This window comes from Serratia sp. KH_031, from assembly GCF_057839655.1.
This window is the reverse complement of sequence record NZ_CM174496.1, coordinates 2,336,373-2,356,935: the sequence shown is the minus strand read 5'-3', so window position 1 is coordinate 2,356,935 and position 20,563 is coordinate 2,336,373. Positions and strand designations below refer to the sequence as shown.

Annotated in this window: 13 protein-coding genes and 1 pseudogene; 8 read left to right on the top strand and 6 right to left on the bottom strand. The window is 52.1% G+C overall.

What is annotated here, in order from left to right; genetic code table 11:
• The first annotated feature begins 2 nt into the window (after window positions 1-2).
• The 6 genes from ssnA to AC3ISQ_RS10565 all read left to right on the top strand — a co-directional run bounded on the left by ssnA (window position 3) and on the right by AC3ISQ_RS10565 (window position 9,283).
• On the top strand, window positions 3-1,334 hold the full coding sequence (gene ssnA / locus AC3ISQ_RS10590; protein ID WP_489352989.1) for a putative aminohydrolase SsnA: 1,332 nt from the start codon (window positions 3-5) through the stop codon (window positions 1,332-1,334).
• Between the two features lie 50 nt (window positions 1,335-1,384).
• On the top strand, window positions 1,385-2,164 hold the full coding sequence (ygfM, locus tag AC3ISQ_RS10585; RefSeq protein ID WP_489352987.1) for a molybdopterin-dependent oxidoreductase FAD-binding subunit: 780 nt from the start codon (window positions 1,385-1,387) through the stop codon (window positions 2,162-2,164).
• Complete coding sequence (locus AC3ISQ_RS10580; protein WP_489352986.1) at window positions 2,161-5,031, top strand: molybdopterin-dependent oxidoreductase Mo/Fe-S-binding subunit; 2,871 nt, start codon at window positions 2,161-2,163, stop codon at window positions 5,029-5,031. The genes ygfM and AC3ISQ_RS10580 overlap by 4 nt, the downstream gene beginning before the upstream one ends.
• Window positions 5,032-5,114: 83 nt before the next feature.
• A complete protein-coding gene (locus AC3ISQ_RS10575; protein ID WP_489352984.1) occupies window positions 5,115-6,509 on the top strand; it encodes a nucleobase:cation symporter-2 family protein in 1,395 nt (464 codons plus the stop codon).
• A 27-nt stretch (window positions 6,510-6,536) separates the two neighbouring features.
• Window positions 6,537-7,853: a guanine deaminase gene (gene guaD, locus AC3ISQ_RS10570; RefSeq protein WP_489352982.1), complete on the top strand. Its 1,317-nt coding sequence runs from the start codon at window positions 6,537-6,539 to the stop codon at window positions 7,851-7,853.
• Window positions 7,854-7,915: 62 nt separating this feature from the next.
• Window positions 7,916-9,283: an NCS2 family permease gene (locus AC3ISQ_RS10565; protein ID WP_489352980.1), complete on the top strand. Its 1,368-nt coding sequence runs from the start codon at window positions 7,916-7,918 to the stop codon at window positions 9,281-9,283.
• A 57-nt stretch (window positions 9,284-9,340) separates the two neighbouring features.
• Here AC3ISQ_RS10565 and AC3ISQ_RS10560 read toward each other — a convergent pair whose 3' ends face one another.
• Complete coding sequence (locus tag AC3ISQ_RS10560; protein WP_489352978.1) at window positions 9,341-9,847, bottom strand: 4Fe-4S dicluster domain-containing protein; 507 nt, start codon at window positions 9,845-9,847, stop codon at window positions 9,341-9,343.
• Window positions 9,844-11,802 (bottom strand): FAD-dependent oxidoreductase, encoded by a 1,959-nt coding sequence (locus AC3ISQ_RS10555; RefSeq protein WP_489352977.1) that lies wholly within the window; start codon window positions 11,800-11,802, stop codon window positions 9,844-9,846. Before AC3ISQ_RS10555 ends, AC3ISQ_RS10560 begins: the two co-directional genes overlap by 4 nt.
• Window positions 11,803-12,208: 406 nt before the next feature.
• On the opposite strand from AC3ISQ_RS10555, the pseudogene AC3ISQ_RS10550 reads away from it, so the two are divergent.
• Window positions 12,209-13,531: pseudogene (locus tag AC3ISQ_RS10550) on the top strand (nucleobase:cation symporter-2 family protein); the annotation flags it as partial.
• Window positions 13,532-13,578: 47 nt separating this feature from the next.
• Complete coding sequence (fdhF, locus tag AC3ISQ_RS10545) at window positions 13,579-15,735, top strand: formate dehydrogenase subunit alpha (protein WP_489352975.1); 2,157 nt, start codon at window positions 13,579-13,581, stop codon at window positions 15,733-15,735.
• A gap of 55 nt (window positions 15,736-15,790) precedes the next feature.
• Here fdhF and AC3ISQ_RS10540 read toward each other — a convergent pair whose 3' ends face one another.
• The 4 genes from AC3ISQ_RS10540 to araG form a co-directional block, all read right to left on the bottom strand.
• On the bottom strand, window positions 15,791-16,786 hold the full coding sequence (locus AC3ISQ_RS10540) for a bile acid:sodium symporter family protein (RefSeq protein ID WP_489352973.1): 996 nt from the start codon (window positions 16,784-16,786) through the stop codon (window positions 15,791-15,793).
• Window positions 16,787-16,814: 28 nt separating this feature from the next.
• Window positions 16,815-17,855, bottom strand: a complete 1,041-nt coding sequence (locus tag AC3ISQ_RS10535) for an oxidoreductase (protein WP_489352971.1) — start codon at window positions 17,853-17,855, stop codon at window positions 16,815-16,817.
• A gap of 122 nt (window positions 17,856-17,977) precedes the next feature.
• Window positions 17,978-18,961 carry an L-arabinose ABC transporter permease AraH gene (gene araH, locus AC3ISQ_RS10530; protein ID WP_489352969.1) on the bottom strand — a complete coding sequence of 328 codons (984 nt, stop codon included), beginning with the start codon at window positions 18,959-18,961 and terminating at the stop codon, window positions 17,978-17,980.
• Window positions 18,962-18,978: 17 nt separating this feature from the next.
• The gene (araG, locus tag AC3ISQ_RS10525; RefSeq protein WP_489352968.1) at window positions 18,979-20,502 is read right to left on the bottom strand and encodes an L-arabinose ABC transporter ATP-binding protein AraG; all 1,524 of its coding nucleotides are present in this window, start codon (window positions 20,500-20,502) and stop codon (window positions 18,979-18,981) included.
• Window positions 20,503-20,563 lie beyond the last annotated feature (61 nt).

Sequence of the window (20,563 nt, the reverse complement as noted above, 5' to 3'; positions counted from 1 at the left end):
TTATGTTGATACTCAAGAATGTCACGGCCCTGCAATTCACGCCTGCGTTGGTGCAAGAAAACGTCGATATCGCCATCGAAGGTAGCGAAATTGTCAGCATGGGGCCGAATTTGACCAGTTATTACCCATTGGCCACCTCGGTGAAGGAAATGCACGGGCGCATCGTGATGCCGGGGATGGTCTGTTCCCATAACCACTTCTATTCGGGGTTATCTCGCGGCATCATGGCCAACATCCCGCCGAGCCCTGATTTCATCTCCACCTTGAAAAATCTATGGTGGCGACTGGATCGCGCACTCGACGAAGAATCACTCTATTACAGCGGATTAATTTGCTCACTCGAGGCAATTAAAAGCGGCTGTACTTCGGTGATCGACCACCATGCATCCCCTCACTACATTGCGGGTTCGCTCAATACGCTACGCAGCGCCTTCTTAAAAGCAGGTTTGCGCGGTATGACCTGTTTTGAAACCACCGATCGCAACGGCGGTTTGGAAGAACTGGCAGCAGGCGTTGAAGAAAACGTTAACTTTGCGCAGTTGATTGATAAAGCACGCGTTGATGGCAAAGAACGTTATCTGGTCGAAGCACATATTGGGGCTCACGCCCCCTTCACCGTGCCGGATGCCGGTCTCGCCCTGTTACGCGATGCCGTTAAGCAAACTGGGCGCGGCCTGCATATCCATGCCGCAGAAGATCTTTACGACGTTTCACATAGCCATGACAAATATGGCAAAGACTTGTTGGTTCGCCTTGCCGAATACGATCTTCTCGACAGCAAAACGTTGATTGCCCACGGGCTTTATCTCAGTGCTGAGGACATCCGTTTACTCAACGAGAACGACGGTTTCCTGGTACACAACGCACGCTCCAACATGAACAACCATGTGGGTTACAACCATCAATTGTCACAGTATCGCAATCTGGCGCTGGGCACCGACGGCATCGGTTCCGACATGTTCGAAGAGCTGAAATTTGCCTTCTTTAAACACCGCGATGCCGGTGGCTCACTGTGGCCGGACAGCTTCACACGCTTCCTCAGCAACGGTAACACCTTGTTAGAGCGTAACTTCAACGCCAAGTTTGGTTGCCTAAAAGCCGGTTATAAAGCCGACCTCATCGTCTGTGATTACCCATCGCCTACACCGCTACAGGCAGAAAATATCGGCGGTCATTTGGCCTTTGGTCTGGGCTCGAACAGTGTTCACAGCGTGATGGTTGACGGCGTGATGGTTTATGAAGACCGCGAGTTCACCTTTGACTGTGAATCCATCTATGCCGAAGCCAGAAAAGTTGCCGCCAAAATGTGGCAACGGATGGACGCGCAAAAATAACAGCCTGACAGCCAGCTGCCGGGCAAAAATAAGTGAGATGAGAGGGAAATATGATCGAACAATTTTTCCGCGTCACCAGCGTTGAGCAAGCGCTAGAGCTGAAACAACGGTTTCAGGAACAGGCCATCTATATCGCGGGTGGCAGCAAACTGAATGCCACGCCGACGCGAACTGAACAGCGCATCGCCATTTCCTTACAGGGATTACCACTGGATGAAGTCGATTGGGATAACGGCTCGTTGCGCATGGGTGCGCTGATCACGCTGCAAAAACTGCGTGATACCCCCTTTATCCCCCAACAATTGCATGAGGCGTTGGGGTTTATTTACTCCCGCCATATTCGTAATCAGGCCACGTTAGGCGGTGAAATCGCCGCTCGCCAACCTGAATCCGTCTTGCTCCCACTGTTGTTGGTACTCGAAGCCCAGTTGCTGTTTGCCGATGGCGAAATGATGCCACTGGAAGAGTATCTGGCATCCCCTAACGATCGGTTATTGGCTGAAGTGATCATTCAAGATCCCTTCCGTCGTTGCTCTACACGCAAAATAAGTCGCTCCGCCGGTGGCTGGGCGGTCGTCACCGCCGCAGTCGCCATCACAGAAAACGAAGAACTGCGTATTGCGCTAGACGGCGTGGCGAAAAGCCCCCTGCGGTTGCGCGATATCGAATCGTTGGCATTGGAAGGTAAAGCCTTGGAAAAAGCAGTCAGCGCAGCCGTGCAACCCAAGGCCGACTTGTCTGGTAGCGAAGCGTTCAAACGTTATATTGCCGGTGTTCTGGTGGCAGACTTGCTCGCCGACTGCCAACAGATGGGGGAGGAATCAAAATGAAGGTTAACTTTACGCTGAACGGTGCACCGCGCGAAGTCGAGTGTCAGGCGGGTGATAATGTTCAGAAATTACTTTTCAGTCTTGGCATGCATTCCGTTCGTAACAGTGATGATGGTTTTGGCTATGCGGGTTCAGACGCCATTTTATATAACGGCGTTATCGTTAACGCGTCATTGCTGATTGCCGCGCAACTTGAATCTGCTGAAATCAAAACCACGGAATCACTGGGCAGTTGGAACCAATTGAGCCCAGTGCAGCAAGCGATGGTGGATGTCGGTGTGGTGCAGTCGGGTTATAACGATCCTGCTGCCGCCTTGATCCTAACCGACTTGATGGAGCGGATCCCAGCCCCTTCTCGCGATGAAATCGACGATGCCCTGTCTGGGCTCTTCAGCCGCGACGCGGGTTATCAGCAATTTTATCAAGTGGTAGAACGGGTAAAAATGCGTTTGACCGACCCTAATTACCATCCCGATGTGGCCCCGACATTCCGCGATGATCTGACCATCGTCGGCAAAATCCATCCTAAAACGGATGCGGCTAAGATGGTACAGGCCAAGCCCTGCTATGTTGAGGATCGCATTGCTAAAGATGCCTGCGTGATCAAAATGTTACGCAGTCCACATCCCCATGCTTTGATTACCCATTTAGACGTCAGCAAAGCGGAAGCCTTACCCGGCGTAGTGCATGTCATTACGCATCATAACTGCCCGGATGTTTACTATACCCCCGGTGGGCAAAGCGCTCCGGAACCTTCACCGCTGGATCGCCGGATGTTCGGCCAGAAAATGCGCCACGTTGGCGATCGCGTCGCCGCGGTCGTGGCAGAAAGTGAAGCAATCGCCCTCGCCGCGCTTAAGCTCATCGACGTCGAATATCAGCAACTGAAACCGGTGATGTCCATCGATGAAGCCAGAGCTGACGACGCTCCGCTAATCCATGACGAAAAAGTGATTTATGTGCATGGCGCGCCAGCCGATCTCGAGGCACAGAATCGGAATGCCGCCTCGCGCAACGAACATATGATCATCAACTTCCCCATTGGTGCGCGCCCGGAAAAAAATATTGCTTCCAGCGTCCATGGACGCATTGGTGATGTCGATAAGGGCTTCGCCGAAGCAGATGTGGTGATCGAGCGTACTTATGAATCCAAACAAGTACAGCAATGCCCAACGGAGACTCACATTTGCTATAGCTATATGGATGGCGACCGTTTGGTGATCCATGCTTCTACTCAGGTGCCGTGGCACTTACGCCGCCAAGTGGCGCGTATTGTCGGCCTCAAACAGCATAAAGTGCATGTGATTAAAGAGCGCGTTGGCGGTGGTTTTGGTTCCAAACAGGACATCCTGTTGGAGGAAGTCTGCTCTTGGGCAACCTGCGTCACCGGTCGTCCGGTTTACTTCCGCTATACCCGCGAAGAAGAGTTTATCGCCAACACCTCACGCCACGTGGCGAAGGTGACCGTCAAACTGGGTGCCACTAAAGCCGGTAAACTTACCGCCATCCGCATGGATTTCCTTGCCAATACCGGCCCTTACGGCAACCACGCGCTGACAGTACCGAGCAATGGCCCTGCGCTTTCTCTGCCACTCTATCCTTGCGACAACGTTGATTTCCAAGTCACCACTTACTACAGCAATATTTGTCCGAACGGTGCCTATCAGGGCTATGGCGCGCCAAAAGGCAACTTCGCCTTAACCATGGCGTTGGCTGAACTGGCGGAGAAATTGAACATCGATCTGCTGGATGTCATTGAGCTAAACCGGGTACGCGAAGGCCAAGAGCTGAAGATTTTGGGCGCGATCGGCGAAGGGAAAATGCCCACCTCGGTACCCACCGCCGCCAGTTGTGCCTTAGAACCTATTTTGCGTAAAGGCCGCGAACTTATTGATTGGGATGCACCGAAGCCAGCCAACGGTGATTGGCATACCGGTCGTGGCGTCGCCATCATCATGCAGAAATCAGGCATTCCCGATATCGATCAGGCCAACTGCATGATTAAGCTGGAGTCTGACGGAACAATTATCGTCCATTCTGGCGGCGCAGACATTGGTACGGGATTGGATACCGTGGTGGGTAAACTGTCGGCAGAAGTGCTTTGCTGCCCGCTGTCTGACGTCCATGTGATTTCAGGTGATACCGATCACGCGCTGTTCGACAAAGGAGCTTACGCATCTTCCGGCACCTGTTTCTCGGGTAATGCGGCTAAGAAAGCGGCCGAGAATCTGCGTGAGAAAATCCTGTTCCACGGGGCTCAAATGCTGAAAGATCCACGTGAGGATGTCACTCTCGTCGCGCCGAGTACCGTGCGAGGTAAGCGTGGTGAAGTCACCTTCGCCGAGATAGCGCACAAGGCCGAAACCGGCACTGGCTTTGGCATTTTGGTAGCGACGGCTTCCTACATCACACCCGACTTCGCCTTCCCATACGGCGCGAACTTTGCCGAGGTCGCAGTGAATATCCGCACTGGCGAAATTCGTCTCAACAAGTTCTATGCGCTGTTGGACTGCGGCACCCCGATCAACCCGGATCTGGCGCTGGGGCAGATTTATGGCGCCTCAATGCGAGCCATTGGTCACAGCATGTCGGAAGAGATCATCTATGATGCCAAAGGCTCCCCGCTAACGCGCGATCTCCGTACCTATGGCGCACCAAAAATCGGTGACATACCGCGTGATTTCCGCGCCTACCTCGTTCCCAGCGAGGATCATGTCGGCCCTTATGGTGCCAAATCCATCTCCGAGATTGGCGTAAACGGTGCGGCACCGGCCATTGCTACGGCAATTCACGATGCCTGCAATGTCTGGCTCAGGGAATGGCATTTCACCCCAGAGAAAATCTTACAGGCTTTAGGAAAACTCTAACCCACCGAGGCCGCTTCGGCGGCCTTCCTCTCTCATTTTATCGGTTGGATCAGATAGTAAACTTTGTCACTAGAGGTGATCAGATGTCTGATATTTCACGTACCGGTTCTGACCTTATTTATGAGCTCGAAGATAAGCCGCCTTTTTACCAGGCATTAGTCGGCGCAATTACCCATCTTCTCGCTATTTTGGTGCCCATGGTGTCACCCGCGTTAATCGTCGGAGCCACATTACAACTCTCACCAGCGACGACAACTTACCTGGTTTCCATGGCTATGGTGGCCTCCGGCATCGGTACTTGGCTGCAAGTCCATCGCTATGGCCCGATAGGCTCTGGTTTGCTCTCCATTCAATCCGTCAATTTCTCTTTCGTTACCGTAATGATCGCCATCGGTAGCGCGATGAAAAGCGATGGTTTTCATGAAGAATTGATCCTTTCTTCCCTGATGGCGGTGTCATTTGTTGGTGCGTTTTTAGTGGTCGGATCTTCCCTGATCCTACCGATGCTTAAACGCGTGATCACACCCACCGTGAGCGGCATTGTGGTACTGATGATTGGTCTGAGCCTGATTAAAATCGGCATTATCGATTTTGGCGGCGGCTTCTCGGCCAAAAGCAGCGGCACTTTCGGTAACTATGAAAATATCGGTGTCGGGCTGTTGGTGTTGATCGTGGTGATCGGTTTTAACTGCTGTCGCAGCCCAGTGCTACGCATGGCGGGGATCGCCGTTGGATTAATCGTTGGCTATATCATCTCGCTGTTTCTCGGCATGGTTGATTTCAGCAGTATGCGTGACCTGCCCCTGATCACCATCCCGATCCCATTCAAGTTCGGCTTCACCTTTGAATTAGGGCATTTCCTGGTCGTCGGCACTATCTATCTGCTCAGTGTGTTAGAGGCTGTCGGGGCGATTACCGCCACCGCGATGGTGTCCAACCAGCCCGTCGAAGGTGATGAATATCAATCACGCCTCAAAGGCGGTGTATTGGCCGATGGGCTAGTTTCCGTCATTGCCTCGGCGCTAGGTTCGCTGCCGTTAACCACCTTTTCGCAAAATAACGGTGTTATTCAAATGACTGGGGTGGCCTCACGCCATGTGGGGAAACTGATCGCCGTCATATTAGTGATCATGGGGCTATTCCCTGCCATCGGACGCTTCTTTACCACCATCCCCGCCCCCGTTTTAGGCGGAGCCATGACGTTAATGTTCTCGATGATCGCCATCGCCGGTATCCGCATCATCATCTCTAATGGGTTACAGCGCCGCGAAACGTTAATTGTGGCCACATCGTTAGGATTAGGGCTTGGGGTATCTTATGACCCTGATATTTTCCGCGTCTTGCCCCCTTCGTTGTTCGTGCTGGTGGAAAACCCCATCTGTGCCGGTGGGTTAACCGCCATCATTCTGAATTTACTGATCCCGTTAAAACAAAAAGAGCCCAGTTCAATCCAGATCCAAAGTGAAGATTTGGATTAATTTCGGTGAGTTGCTGAGGAATAAAAAATGCTTGGTGAACAAAACGTAAAGGCTATACGCGGTAATTTTTTAGATGTCACACGCACAGTTGAGCATCCTGAGGAAATCGAATCGGCACTGCGGTTTATCGAAGATGGTTTACTGTTGATCCGCGAAGGGAAAGTGGCTTGGTTTGGTCAATGGGAAGACGGTAAAGCCCAAATTCCTGACACCATCCGCGTGCGTGACTATCGTGGGAAAATGATCATCCCCGGTTTCGTCGATACCCATATTCATTATCCACAAAGTGAGATGGTCGGCGCTTACGGCGAACAATTGTTGGAGTGGCTCAACAAACATACTTTTCCCACTGAACGTCGTTATCAGGATCTCGAATACGCACGCGAAATGGCGTCTTTCTTCCTGAAACAGTTACTGCGTAACGGCACCACCACCGCATTAGTGTTTGGTACCGTTCATCCAGAATCTGTCGATGCACTGTTTGAAGTGGCAAGCCAGATCAATATGCGCATGATCGCTGGCAAAGTGATGATGGATCGTAACGCGCCGGATTACCTGCTCGACGATGCTGAAAGTAGCTACCTGCAAAGCAAAGCACTGATTGAGCGCTGGCACAAAAATCGCCGCCTGCTGTACGCCATTACCCCGCGCTTTGCCCCAACTTCGACGCCAGAACAACTGACAATGGCACGGCGCCTACGCGAAGAATATCCCGATACCTGGGTGCATACCCATCTTTGTGAAAACAAAGATGAAATCGCTTGGGTAAAAGAGTTATTCCCGGAACAGAAAAACTATCTCGACGTTTACCACCATTACGGTTTAACCGGTAAAAACAGCGTCTTTGCCCACTGTATTCACCTGGAAGAAGACGAGTGGGATTGCCTACATAACACCGACTCCAGCATTGCCTTCTGCCCGACGTCTAATCTGTACCTCGGCAGTGGCCTGTTTAATCTGCAAAAAGCTTGGCGTAAAAAAATCAAAGTCGGCCTTGGCACCGATATTGGCGCGGGCACCACTTTCAACATGCTGCAAACGTTGAATGAAGCCTACAAGGTGATGCAGTTACAGGGCTATCGGCTTTCTGCCTACGAAGCTTTCTATATGGCGACGTTGGGCAGCGCGTATTCATTAGGGTTGGATAGCTATATCGGTAACTTTGAGTTGGGTAAAGAAGCTGACTTTATCGTACTGGAACCCACCGCCACTCCGCTGCAGCAACTGCGCTACGACAACTCGGTAACCTTGATGGACAAGCTGTTTGTCATGATGACGCTGGGGGACGATCGTTCAATCTATCGCACCTATGTGGATGGACAGCTGGTTTACGAACGAACTTGATAGTAAATGAGTAAAAATAACCAATAAAAACAATCCATTTCATTTTTGAAAGGGGCAAGTTTATGTCAACCGATTACTCACAAGAGCAGCCCGCTGTGAACCCAAAAGGGGCACTCGACCGTTTCTTTAAATTGACTGAGCGCGGTAGTAACGTGCGCCAAGAAATCTTAGCCGGTGTGACGACTTTTTTGGCGATGGTTTATTCAGTCATTGTTGTTCCGGGGATGTTAGGTAAAGCCGGGTTTCCTCCCGGTGCTGTGTTCGTCGCCACCTGTTTGATTGCAGGCTGTGGTTCATTGCTGATGGGGCTATGGGCCAACCTGCCGATGGCGATTGGTTGTGCTATTTCGCTCACCGCCTTTACTGCCTTCAGTTTAGTGCTCGGGCAACATATCAGTATTCCCGTGGCGTTGGGCGCGGTCTTTCTGATGGGGGTTATTTTCACCGCGATTTCAGTCACCGGTATACGAACTTGGTTGTTACGTAATCTGCCGATGGGCATCGCCCATGGTACCGGGATTGGTATCGGCTTATTTTTACTCCTGATCGCCACCAGCGGCGTTGGGATGGTGATCAAGAATCCCGCTGAAGGTTTACCGGTAGCGCTAGGGCATTTCACCTCATTCCCCGTCATTATGACCACGCTAGGGCTAGCCGCAATTTTGGGTTTGGAAAAGTTACGTGTTCCGGGCGGGATCTTATTGGTGATTATTGCCATCTCGATCATCGGTTTGATCTTCGATCCCAACGTGAAATACCAAGGGTTGGTCGCGATGCCCAGTTTGGCGGGAGAAGATGGTAATTCGTTGATATTCAGTCTGGATATTATGGGAGCATTAAATCCACTGGTGCTACCCAGCGTACTGGCATTGGTGATGACAGCAGTATTTGATGCCACCGGGACGATCCGCGCTGTAGCAGGGCAAGCCAATTTACTGGATGAAAATAACCAAATCATCAATGGCGGTAAAGCACTCACCGCTGACTCCCTAAGCTCCGTATTTTCTGGGTTGGTGGGTGCCGCGCCCGCTGCGGTATATATCGAATCGGCTGCAGGCACCGCCGCAGGAGGTAAAACCGGGTTAACCGCGGTGGTGGTCGGCGGACTGTTCTTGGTAATCCTGTTTTTCGCCCCACTTTCTTTCTTGATCCCTGGTTACGCGACCGCCCCCGCTCTTATGTACGTCGGTTTGCTGATGCTCAGCAACGTTTCGAAGCTGGATTTTAACGATTTTGTTGATGCTATGGCGGGGTTGATTTGTGCAGTGTTTATCGTGCTGACGGGCAATATTGTCACTGGCATCATGCTCGGTTTTGTTTCGTTGGTGGTTGGGCGAGTCTTCTCGAAAGAGTGGCGTCGTTTAAACGTGGGAACTGTAGCCATTACTCTGCTGCTGGTGGCATTTTATGCCGGAGGGTGGGCGATTTAACCTTTTAGATTATCAACTTAATGGCGACCCGATAATCTGGGTCGCTTCCATTCTCAGTTACTTCAATGACGAATGAAAACTCTGTAGCGCCGTGCTTTGGCGACGTAAATTAGCCTGCCGTTGTATCATCTCACTGCCGCGAATCTCCAGCGCCGCCGTTGGACATACTGAAATGCATGCCGGTTCATCAGCAACATCGTAGCAAAGGTCACACTTCACGATAGTGACGCTTTCTTTCAACTCGCTAGCCGCAATGTCAATCACACCAAACGGGCAAGCCATCACGCAGTTTTTGCAGCCGATACAGGTAGATTCATCAAGGGTCACGTAATCCTTCCCTTGAACTAGCGCCGCCGTTGGGCAAACCGCAACACAGGGCGCATTTTCACACTGATGGCACATCACCGGTAACGTAATCTGGTGATTTTTAACCACTCGCAAGCGAGGGAAAAAGGTCTTGACGTTCATCGGCTCACAGCCCGCATGCGCCAACGCACAAGCGATTTCGCAAGTACGACAACCGATACACTTTTCACCGTTCGCGTAGATAAGATCCGTCATCATGCGGACTCCTTTTGTTGTAGTTCTGTGTTTGTCACTTTGGCGTTCAGCAACGCAATAATGTCGTCGGCCGCTTGCCGCCCCGCCGCCATCGCCGTCACCACTAGCTCTGCGCCGTGCACCGCATCGCCACCGGCAAAAACCTTGGGGTTACTGGTTTGAGTGGATAAGCGCCCGTCCTGACCGGTTTCAATCAGGCCATCATTATCGAAAGAAACTTGATGCGTCCGTAGCCAAGGCATCTCATGGGGGTGGAAACCGAAAGCCATCACCAGAACATCGGCAGGAAGCACAAACTCTGAACCGGCGATCGGCTGTGGACGGCGGCGCCCATCTTTACCTTTTTCTCCCATTTGTGTCCGTATCAAACCAATTCCCGTGACAGCACCTTTGCGGTTGCGCTCGATAAATTGCGGCTGGACGTTGAACAAGAATTCCACGCCTTCTTCTCTGGCGTTCGTCACTTCCTTCTTCGAGCCGGGCATACTCACTTCATCACGACGATAAGCACAGGTGACGCTGGCTGCCTGCCGACGTACCGAGGTACGCAAACAGTCCATAGCCGTATCACCACCGCCAAGCACCACCACTCTTTTAGCTTCCAGCTCGATCCACGGGCTATCGGTATCGTCCTCCAACCCCATCACTCGCCGGATGTTGGCATTTAGCAAAGGTAACGCCTGCACCACGCCCGGTGAATCCTCATGCTCCAGCCCAGCTCGCATGAATTTGTAGGTGCCGACACCCAAAAATACCGCGTCGTATTGCGCTAATAACTCAGCAAAATCAATGTCACGGCCAATTTCGCAACCAAGATAGAAAGTCATGCCCATTGAACTGAAAATTTCACGCCGCTGCGTCAGCAACTTTTTGTTCAGCTTGAATGGCGGTATGCCAAAGGTCAGCAAGCCACCGATTTCAGGATGCCTGTCGTAAACATCAACCTGCACGCCGCGTCGAGTCAAAATATCAGCGCAACCTAATCCTGCCGGCCCGGCACCGATCACCGCGACTCGCTCTTTGCGCGCGGTCACGCCTGAAACCGTAGGCCGCCAACCTTGTGCAAAGGCCGTATCGGTGATGTAGCGTTCAAGGTTGCCGATAGATACCGCACCACTATGCGCTTTCAGCGTACAGGCTCCTTCACACAGACGATCTTGCGGACAAACACGACCACAAATCTCCGGTAACGAGCTGCTTTGATGGCTCAATTCAGCCGCTTCAATAATTTTGCCATCATTGACTAGCCGGACGAGATCAGGAATGGCGTTATGCAGTGGGCAAGTCCAGTTGCACCAGGCTTTTTGCGCACAATAGAGGCAACGTGCACTTTCTTTTTGCGCCTGTTGTGGCGTCAGGCCTTGATAGATTTCAGCAAAATGCGTTTTACGCACATCAGCCGCGAGTTTATCGGCCCCCTGACCACGCGGTTTGTTCAACAAGGTCTGACGGCGGGGAGGCCATAAAACATCACCTCTTGCCGTCGCTGACTGCCGTCGCTGCCGCAGTTCGTTGATGGCGGCATCATCCATCAGTTTTAACGCATCGGTGGGACAACAAGTGACACAAGCGGGCTGACCCGTTTCGCTTTGCTCACAGAGATCGCATTTTTGTGCGAGGCGAGTCGCGGGTGAATCGACCTGTACCATTTCAATCGCGCCAAACGGGCAAGCCATCACACAGTTTTTACAACCGATGCAAAGTGACTCATCAAGATGCACATGATCGTGCTGAAAAGTCAGCGCATCAACCGGGCAACTCCCTACGCAGGGGGCATGGTTACAATGCCGACAGGTCACTGCGACACTCTCATGGTGGCGAAACACCACCTGTATACGTGAATGAAACTCCGCTGCCGAATCCGGCCAGCACTGTTGATTATGTGCAACCGCGCAGGCAACTTCACAGGCGTGACAACCGATGCATTCCTTGGCATCAACCGCAATAAATTTGTTCATCTACAATCCCTTTTCGATCGCTAATAACCTGATTAGCGATGCAAAATCGATGACACTTTGCTTGTTATCGCCAGCAATGCCCTGATTTTGTGAGCGACTGCAAAAATTGTGCGAACTCTTCCCCTATTCACACTTATCAACCTCGAAGCATCCGACTCATTGCGATACAGCAACCTATCAATCTGAGAAAAACACGTCAAAACTGAGAGGCTCGAACCCAATCTATTGCTGGTTTTACACACCGAATACCTCCCGTTGCGTGATATTTTTCACATTTTTTCAATTACTTTTCCTGATTAGCAGAAACTGGCATCCGATACGCATGTCTCCCTTGCGCTCCTGTAGTGGAACTCGATGGAAACCCGTCGTCGTCACCAGCGCTGTCCGCCATTCAAGGAGAGGGTTTATGAGTAATATTGAATCCAGTACACCGCCTGATACCACGACCAATGAAGTCGATCGCGTTTTACCCTTAGGAAAATTGTTCATTTTGGGGCTGCAACACGTACTGGTGATGTACGCCGGTGCCGTTGCGGTACCGTTGATGATTGGTGATCGATTAGGGCTGAGCAAAGAAGTTGTCTCATTGCTGATCAGTTCTAATCTGTTCTGTAGCGGCGTCGTCACACTCATTCAATGCCTAGGTGTCGGCAAATTTATGGGTATTCGGTTGCCGGTCATTATGTCAGTGACCTTTGCGGCAGTGACGCCGATGATCGCCATTGGCACCAATCCGGAGGTAGGTTTAACCGGGATTTTTGGCGCCACCATTGCCGCCGGAGTTATCACTACCCTGCTGGCACCTCTGGTGGGACGCTTGATGCCCTTGTTCCCTCCGTTAGTCACCGGAATTGTGATCACCTCCATCGGCCTGAGCATTATTCAAGTGGGGATCAACTGGGCGGCCGGTGGCGTGGGGAATCCGCGCTATGGTGATCCGATTTATATCGGCATCTCCACCGCGGTGCTGTTGTTTATCCTGTTGGTGACACGCTATACCAGAGGTTTTTTGTCGAATATCGCCGTGCTGCTTGGGATCGCCTTTGGCTTTGTGATTGCCTTTATGCTGGGCGAAGTCAATCTCTCTGGGCTACAGGATGCCCACTGGTTCGCCATTGTCACCCCAATGGCACTCGGTATACCCACTTTCGATCCGGTCGCGATTCTGACCCTAACAGCGGTACTGATTATCGTCTTTATCGAATCAATGGGGATGTTTCTCGCGCTGGGGGACATCGTCGGTAGGAATTTAACACCGCAAGACATTGTGCGCGGGTTACGCGTAGACGGCGTCGGCACCTTAATTGGCGGGTTATTTAACAGCTTCCCACACACTTCTTTCTCGCAAAATATTTGGTTAGTCAGCGTCACCCGTGTTTATAGCCGCTGGGTTTGCGTAGCTTCTGGCGGGATCCTGATCCTGTTTGGCATGGTGCCTAAAATGGCGATGTTTATCGCCTCCATCCCGGCCTTCGTCCTCGGGGGCGCAGGATTGGTGATGTTCGGCATGGTACTTGCCTCGGGTATCCGCATCCTTGCCCGTGCCAACTATTCGACCAACCGTTACAACCTTTACATCGTGGCCATTAGCTTAGGGATCGGCATGACACCCACTCTCGCTAAAGACTTTTTCATGCAGTTCCCCACGGTCTTACAGCCGTTATTACACAGCGGGATCATGCTGGCAACCGCCTGTGCCGTGCTGCTGAACCTGTTCTTTAACGGCTATCACCCCGAAGAACAGGTTACGGCGCAATAAATTAAGGAGTTGAATCGATGGAAAAAATCACCACTGTCTGCCCTTACTGTGGTTCCGGCTGCAAAATGAAATTGGTGGTCGACAACAATAAAATCATCCGCGCCGAAGCGGCCAATGGCGTCACCAATCAGGGTGAACTCTGTTTGAAGGGCTACTACGGTTGGGATTTTCTCAATGATACCAAACTGTTAACACCGCGCTTAACCCAGCCGCTGATCCGCCGAGAAAGAGGCGGTAAATTTGAAGCAGTCAGTTGGGACGAAGCGATCCGTTATACCGCCAACCGTCTGCAAGCGATCAAGGAAAAGCACGGCGCGCGCGCCATTATGCACACCGGTTCGTCACGCGGCACCGGTAACGAAACCAACTACGTGATGCAGAAATTCGCCCGTGCGGTGATCGGCACCAACAGCGTCGATTGCTGCGCTCGCGTTTGTCACGGCCCTTCCGTTGCCGGTTTGCAAGCCACGTTAGGCAACGGTGCGATGAGCAATTCGATCGGTGAAATCGAAAACTCCAAGTGTCTGCTGATTATTGGCTACAACTGCGCCGATTCACACCCGATCGTCGCTCGCCGGGTGCTCAGAGCCAAAGAAAACGGCGCAAAAATCATTGTCTGTGATCCGCGCCGGATCGAAACCGCCCGCATTGCCGATCAACATCTGCAAATCAAAAACGGCTGCAATATGGCGTTGGTGAACGCCTTCGGTTATGTGCTGATCGAAGAAAACCTCTACAACCGCGATTATGTAGCGAAGTACACCGAGGGGTTTGAAACCTATCGCTTACAAGTCGCCGATTATGCGCCAGAAAAGGTCGAACATCTGACTGGCGTCAGCGCGCAACAAATCCGTCAAGCCATGCGCACTTACGCCAAAGCCCCTTCCGCCACTCTGATGTGGGGCATGGGAGTTACCCAATTCGGTCAAGCGGTGGACGTGGTAAAAGGCATCTCCAGTTTGGCGTTATTGACCGGTAATCTGGGGCGCGAAAGCGTCGGTGTTGGCCCGGTTCGTGGACAAAACAACGTGCAAGGTGCCTGTGACATGGGCGTGCTACCGAACGAATTCCCCGGCTACCAAGCGGTTACCGATGCCAAAGTGCGCGCTAAGTTTGCCGCTGCCTGGGGCATTGACGCTAAAAAAATGGACCCCGATATTGGCTATCGCATCACCGAGGTTCCGCACTTAGTACAAGAAGGTAAGCTGAAAGCTTATTACATCATGGGGGAAGATCCGCTACAGACCGAGCCCGATCTCAGCCTGGTGCGTAGTGCCTTTGCAGCCTTAGAGTTCGTGGTGGTGCAGGACATCTTTATGACCAAAACCGCTGAACAGGCAGACGTGATTTTGCCTGCAACCTCTTGGGGCGAACACGGCGGCGTGTTTACCTGTGCTGACCGAGGATTCCAACGTTTCGAAAAAGCTATCGAGCCGCAATATAACGTCAAACGCGATTGGGAAATCATCAGCCTATTGGCGACCGAGTTGGGTTATCCGATGCATTACGATAACGACCAGCAAATTTGGGACGAAATGCGCGAGCTGTGCCCACTGTTCTACGGCGCAACCTACGAGAAAATGGGTGAACTGGGCCACGTGCAATGGCCATGCCCAACGATCGAACATCCCGGAACCCCCTATCTCTATCAAGGTAACCAATTCACCACACCATCTGGGAAAGGCCAACTGTTCGCCACTGAATGGCGCGCCCCCGCCGAAGTGCCAGACGCCGACTACCCGTTGGTGCTCTGTACCGTGCGCGAAGTCGGTCACTATTCCTGCCGTTCGATGACCGGCAACTGCGCCGCACTGCAAACATTGGCCGACGAGCCGGGGTTTGTGCAAATCAATCCACAGGACGCCGCGGCATTAGGTATTCGCGATCAACAATTAGTGTGGGTGGCATCACGCCGTGGCAAAGTGATTTCCCGTGCTGAATACAGCGACCGTATCAACCTTGGCGCGGTATACATGACCTATCAATGGTGGATCGGTGCCTGTAACGAACTGACGCAGGATAACCTCGATCCGGTATCCAAAACGCCAGAAACCAAATACTGCGCGGTCAAACTAGAGGCGATTGTCGATCAGCATTGGGCAGAAAACTATGCCAAGCAAACCTACAGCGAGATGAAAACGCGCTTGCTTAATGCAGTGGAGGATTTAGCGTAAAAGTGAAGTTAGGATTTGGGTGCCACGGATGGCACCCTGATTCCATCGGTTAGGCTTATTTAGCGGTAACCGCCGCCGATTCTCGTGCTGTTTTACGCGCATAACGTTGCGCTAGCACCGCGCAAACCATCAATTGCACCTGATGGAAAATCATCAACGGCAACACCATCGCTCCCACTGTCGCCACCGGGAACAGCACGTTGGCCATCGGAATACCGTTCGCCAGACTCTTCTTCGAACCACAGAAGACAATGGTAATCTCATCTGCAGTATTAAAGCCTAACCAACGCGCCGCATAGGTGTTGATCAGTAAAACAATCGTCAGCAGAACCAATGACATCACTAAGATGGTCAGCAACGACAAACCGTCGATCTGATGCCAAATACCCTCCACGACTGCGGCACTAAAAGCGGTATACACCACCAGCAAGATTGACGAACGATCAGTGACGTTAATCAGTTTGCGATGACGATCGACCCATTTACCGATCAACGGACGTGCCAAATGCCCAATCACAAACGGCACCATCAACTTGAGGATAATCGAACCAATCGCGCCCCAAATATCAATATGACCGCCCTGAGTTTGCATCAAGGCACCGACCAGCAACGGCGACAGGAATACCCCCAAAATGCTGGACGCTGAAGCGCTACATACCGCCGCCGCGACGTTACCGCCAGCCGCCGAAGTGTAGGCAATCGCCGACTGTACCGTGGCTGGCAATGCGCACAGATAAAGAAAACCGAGATAGACCGTAGGTGTCATCAATCCCGGCACCATCCAGTTCATCGCCAGCCCCAACAGCGGGAACAGTGCAAAGGTGCTGAGGAATACCACCAGATGCAGCCGCCAATGTCCCATGCCAGCGATAATCGCTTGTCGTGACAGTTTGGCACCATGCATAAAGAACAGTAGCGCAATTGCCACCGTGGTCAGATGTTCAAAAAAGGTTTTCCATACGCCTTCGCAGGGAAAAATCGAAGCAATAAGCACCACTCCGATCATCACCAACAAAAACTTATCGATGCGCAGACGCTGCCACCACGACATAGTCAAAGACTCCATAAAAATCAAAAAATTATTTTACCGCCAACGCTTTCTGTTGTTTGGCCGATTCCATGCCCAGCTCAATCATTTCCATCACGGTGATCGCTTCACTGGCCGGTACCGGATTATTGCCATCACCGTTAATCGCATCACGAATCGCCGCATAATAAGCCGGATAGTTACCAGGAATGGTCAACAGCGGTTGTTCAGCCAGTACGCCATCACGTGACAACGTCACCACACCGTCACGCATATCATAGCCCCAATCGGCCTGTGGTAAGCGATCACCGGCTTTCAAACGGTCTTCCTGCGGATCGACACCAAACTTGATGAAACTGCCTTGCGTGCCATGCACGATATAGCGTGCGGTTTCCGCTGCTGCCAACACCGTGCTGTGCAACACCACCCGACGGTTGCCGTAGTTCAGCACCGCGTGGAAGTAATCCACCGATTGTGAACCGGGACGCAACTCACCCAGATCAACCATCAACGTTTGTGGTTTGCCGAACAGTTGCAACGCTTGATCGATCAGGTGCGGAGCCAAATCGTACCAAATACCGCTGCCCGCTCCGCCTTGTTCGCGCCAGCGTTGACGAACTTCTGGCCGGAAGCGATCCATATGGGATTCAAAGTAAACCACTTCGCCCAGAGCACCTTCTTTCAAGAGGGTTTTCAGCGTCAGGAAATCACTGTCCCAGCGACGATTATGGAATACCGACAGTAACTTACCTGCCTGTTTCGCCTGCTGTTCTAACCCTTGAGCTTGTGACAACGTCACGGTAAACGGTTTATCTACCACCACGTTTTTACCAGCAGCCAGTGCCTGTTGTGCCAGCGGGAAGTGAGTGTCGTTGGGGGTCGGGATGACGATCAGGTCAATCGTCGGATCGTTGAACAGGGCTTGCGGATCGCTCACCACCGTCATCGATGGCCAATCGGCATGGACTTTGCTCGCATCACTGCTGGAGATTGCCGCCAATTCTAACCCTGGCGTACCGGCCAACAACGGGGCGTGGAAGGTTTTACTGGCGTAGCCGTAACCAATCAGCCCTACACGAATTTTTTCAGACATGATGTTTCCTCTAAGACTTGTCTAGACCTTTCGATTTGACACCATGATGCAGGCGGGAACAAGAAGTAAATATGCAGATCGCCAACGGCAATACTCCACTTGCCGTTGGCGAGTCACCCATATCAGATGGTTCGTTTGGCCTGCTGTTTGTAGCGATCGAAAATCACCGCCGCCAACAGAATCACCCCACGTACCACATATTGTGAGAACGGTGAAATATTCAGCAAATTCATCGCGTTTTCTACCGTACCTAGAATCAATATCCCGGCGATGACATACGAAATCTTGCCGATGCCGCCTTTCAGCGAAACGCCACCGAGTACACAAGCGGAGATCACGATCAGTTCATAACCGATGGACGTCATTGGCTGGCCGCTCGTCATCCGTGAGGCCAAAATAATCCCCGCCGCTGCCGAAACCAACCCAGAGAGAACAAAGATAATAATTTTAGTCCGCACTACTGGTACACCGGCCAAGCGCGCCGCTTCTTCGTTACCGCCAATGGCTAACGTATTGCGGCCAAAAGTGGTTTTGTTCAACAGAAAACCGAACAGGATCAAGCAGACAACGGTGATCCAAATCGGGGCTGGTAGCCCGAACCAGTTGGCATAACCAAGCTCGAAGAAACGCTCATCTTCAATCCCCACCGCTTTACCGTCGGAAATAATGTAAGCCAAACCACGGAAAATTTGCATAGTGGCTAACGTGGTGATTAAAGCATTGATTTTCAGCCGGGCAATCACAAAGCCGTTGATCAGGCCAGAAACCACGCCCAACAGTAAACCGGCGGCGACACCAATCCACAGGCTTTCGGTCATGTTGATCACCACGGCGGTTGCCACACCCGCACAAGCAATCACCGAGGCGACCGACAGATCGAAATCGCCAGAGGCCAAGCAGAACAACATGCCACAAGCCACCATCCCCGACATCGAGATAGCCAGCCCCAGCCCTTTCATATTGATAAAACTGCCAAAATTAGGCACAAACAACACACAAACAATGAACAGAACGGCGAATACCACCAGCATGCCGTAGCTATCCCAGATGCGCGCTAGCCCCAGGCCACGCGGGCTTTTTACCGAATTGGTTGTCATGGTCGACATCTCTTTCTCCTTCACAATCAAGCTACTGCCTCAGCGGCAACTTCAGGGGTACGCAACATTGCCAGACTGAGCGCTTGTTCCTCGGTCGCTTCACCGTGTCGCAGTTCGCCGCTAATGGCACCTTCACGCATCACGATGATGCGATCCGCCAAGCCCAACACTTCTGGAAGATCGCTAGAGGCAAACAGCACCGCGATCCCTTGCTGCGCCAACTGATAAATCACGTGGTAAATCTCATGCTTGGCACCCACATCAATGCCGCGTGTCGGTTCATCTAGCAGGATCACTTTCATGTTTTCCGACAACCAACGTCCCAAAATCGCTTTCTGCTGGTTGCCGCCCGACAGATTCATGATCAATTGGTCAGCACTGGGGGTTTTGATATTCAGCGCGCGGATATGATGTTCGGCATTGCTGGCTTCCCAACTGTTGTTGATCAGGCAACCCGCACGGATACTTTTACGCCGAGCGCTGATATTGATGTTGTCGCGCACCGAATGCACCGGGATGATACCGTCCGCTTTACGATCTTCCGGGCACAGCATGATGCCAGCACGAATCGCATCGATGGGTGAACGGGTATGCAAGGCAACGCCATCCAGTTTCAAGCTACCGCTAGCACGCGTCGCACCAAAAATGCCCTTCATCAATTCACTACGCCCAGCACCGACCAGCCCAAACAGACCGACGATTTCCCCGGCACGCACGCTCAAGCTGATCGGCGTTTTCACCCCCTGAGCCTGGAATGCTTCCAGTTGTAGACGGATTTCGCCGTGGTCACGCGGCTGATAGCCATACACATCGCCCAAATCGCGTCCCACCATGGCCTGTACCAGTTGTTCGTTATTCACCTGCGTCATATCGCTAAAGGTGCGAACATAGCGCCCATCCTTGAACACGGTAATGGCGTCGCTCAGGGCGAAAATCTCTTCCATACGGTGCGAGACATACAGAATCACGCGCCCTTCGGCACGTAACTCGCGGATCACGCGAAATAGCTGTTCAATCTCGCGCGCTGAGAGCGAGCTGGTCGGTTCATCAAAAGCGATCACTTTGGCATTGCGCGCCAAGGCTTTAGCTATCTCCACCATTTGCCATTGACCGATAGAAAGGTATTTCAGCGGCGTATCGGGATCGATATCCAACCCCAGATGTTCCAGTTGCAGTTTGGCTTCATAGCGCAGCAGTTTGCGGTTCACCAACCCATGACGCGACGGCAACTGGCCGAGGTAGATATTTTCCGCCACCGTCATTTCCGGTATCAAATGCAGCTCTTGGTAAATAATTGCCACTCCGGCATCCAGCGCATCAGTGGTCGAATTGAACTGTACCGGTTGCCCTTTCAGCCAAATCTCCCCTTTGCTGGGCACATAGTTACCGCTAAGAATTTTCAGTAACGTGGATTTCCCCGCACCGTTCTCACCCATCAAGGCATGAATTTGCCCGGCTTCGCAGGTGAAACTGATATCGTCCAGCGCCTTAACGCCGGGAAAGGTCTTGCCGATGCCCTTAAAAGCCAGATATGGCGTGGTGGCTGTCATCGTCTGCTCCTTATGGCTTTAGCCGCCCGATTTACGGGCGGCACGGTGGTTACATAGACCT

Excerpts from the sequence above, each read along its gene's own strand:
- ssnA (WP_489352989.1), top strand. The coding sequence starts at position 3 with ATGTTGATACTCAAGAATGTCACGGCCCTGCAATTCACGCCTGCGTTG.
- ygfM (WP_489352987.1), top strand. The coding sequence starts at position 1,385 with ATGATCGAACAATTTTTCCGCGTCACCAGCGTTGAGCAAGCGCTAGAG.
- AC3ISQ_RS10580 (WP_489352986.1), top strand. The coding sequence starts at position 2,161 with ATGAAGGTTAACTTTACGCTGAACGGTGCACCGCGCGAAGTCGAGTGT.
- AC3ISQ_RS10575 (WP_489352984.1), top strand. The coding sequence starts at position 5,115 with ATGTCTGATATTTCACGTACCGGTTCTGACCTTATTTATGAGCTCGAA.
- guaD (WP_489352982.1), top strand. The coding sequence starts at position 6,537 with ATGCTTGGTGAACAAAACGTAAAGGCTATACGCGGTAATTTTTTAGAT.
- AC3ISQ_RS10565 (WP_489352980.1), top strand. The coding sequence starts at position 7,916 with ATGTCAACCGATTACTCACAAGAGCAGCCCGCTGTGAACCCAAAAGGG.
- AC3ISQ_RS10560 (WP_489352978.1), bottom strand. The coding sequence starts at position 9,847 with ATGATGACGGATCTTATCTACGCGAACGGTGAAAAGTGTATCGGTTGT.
- AC3ISQ_RS10555 (WP_489352977.1), bottom strand. The coding sequence starts at position 11,802 with ATGAACAAATTTATTGCGGTTGATGCCAAGGAATGCATCGGTTGTCAC.
- fdhF (WP_489352975.1), top strand. The coding sequence starts at position 13,579 with ATGGAAAAAATCACCACTGTCTGCCCTTACTGTGGTTCCGGCTGCAAA.
- AC3ISQ_RS10540 (WP_489352973.1), bottom strand. The coding sequence starts at position 16,786 with ATGTCGTGGTGGCAGCGTCTGCGCATCGATAAGTTTTTGTTGGTGATG.
- AC3ISQ_RS10535 (WP_489352971.1), bottom strand. The coding sequence starts at position 17,855 with ATGTCTGAAAAAATTCGTGTAGGGCTGATTGGTTACGGCTACGCCAGT.
- araH (WP_489352969.1), bottom strand. The coding sequence starts at position 18,961 with ATGTCGACCATGACAACCAATTCGGTAAAAAGCCCGCGTGGCCTGGGG.
- araG (WP_489352968.1), bottom strand. The coding sequence starts at position 20,502 with ATGACAGCCACCACGCCATATCTGGCTTTTAAGGGCATCGGCAAGACC.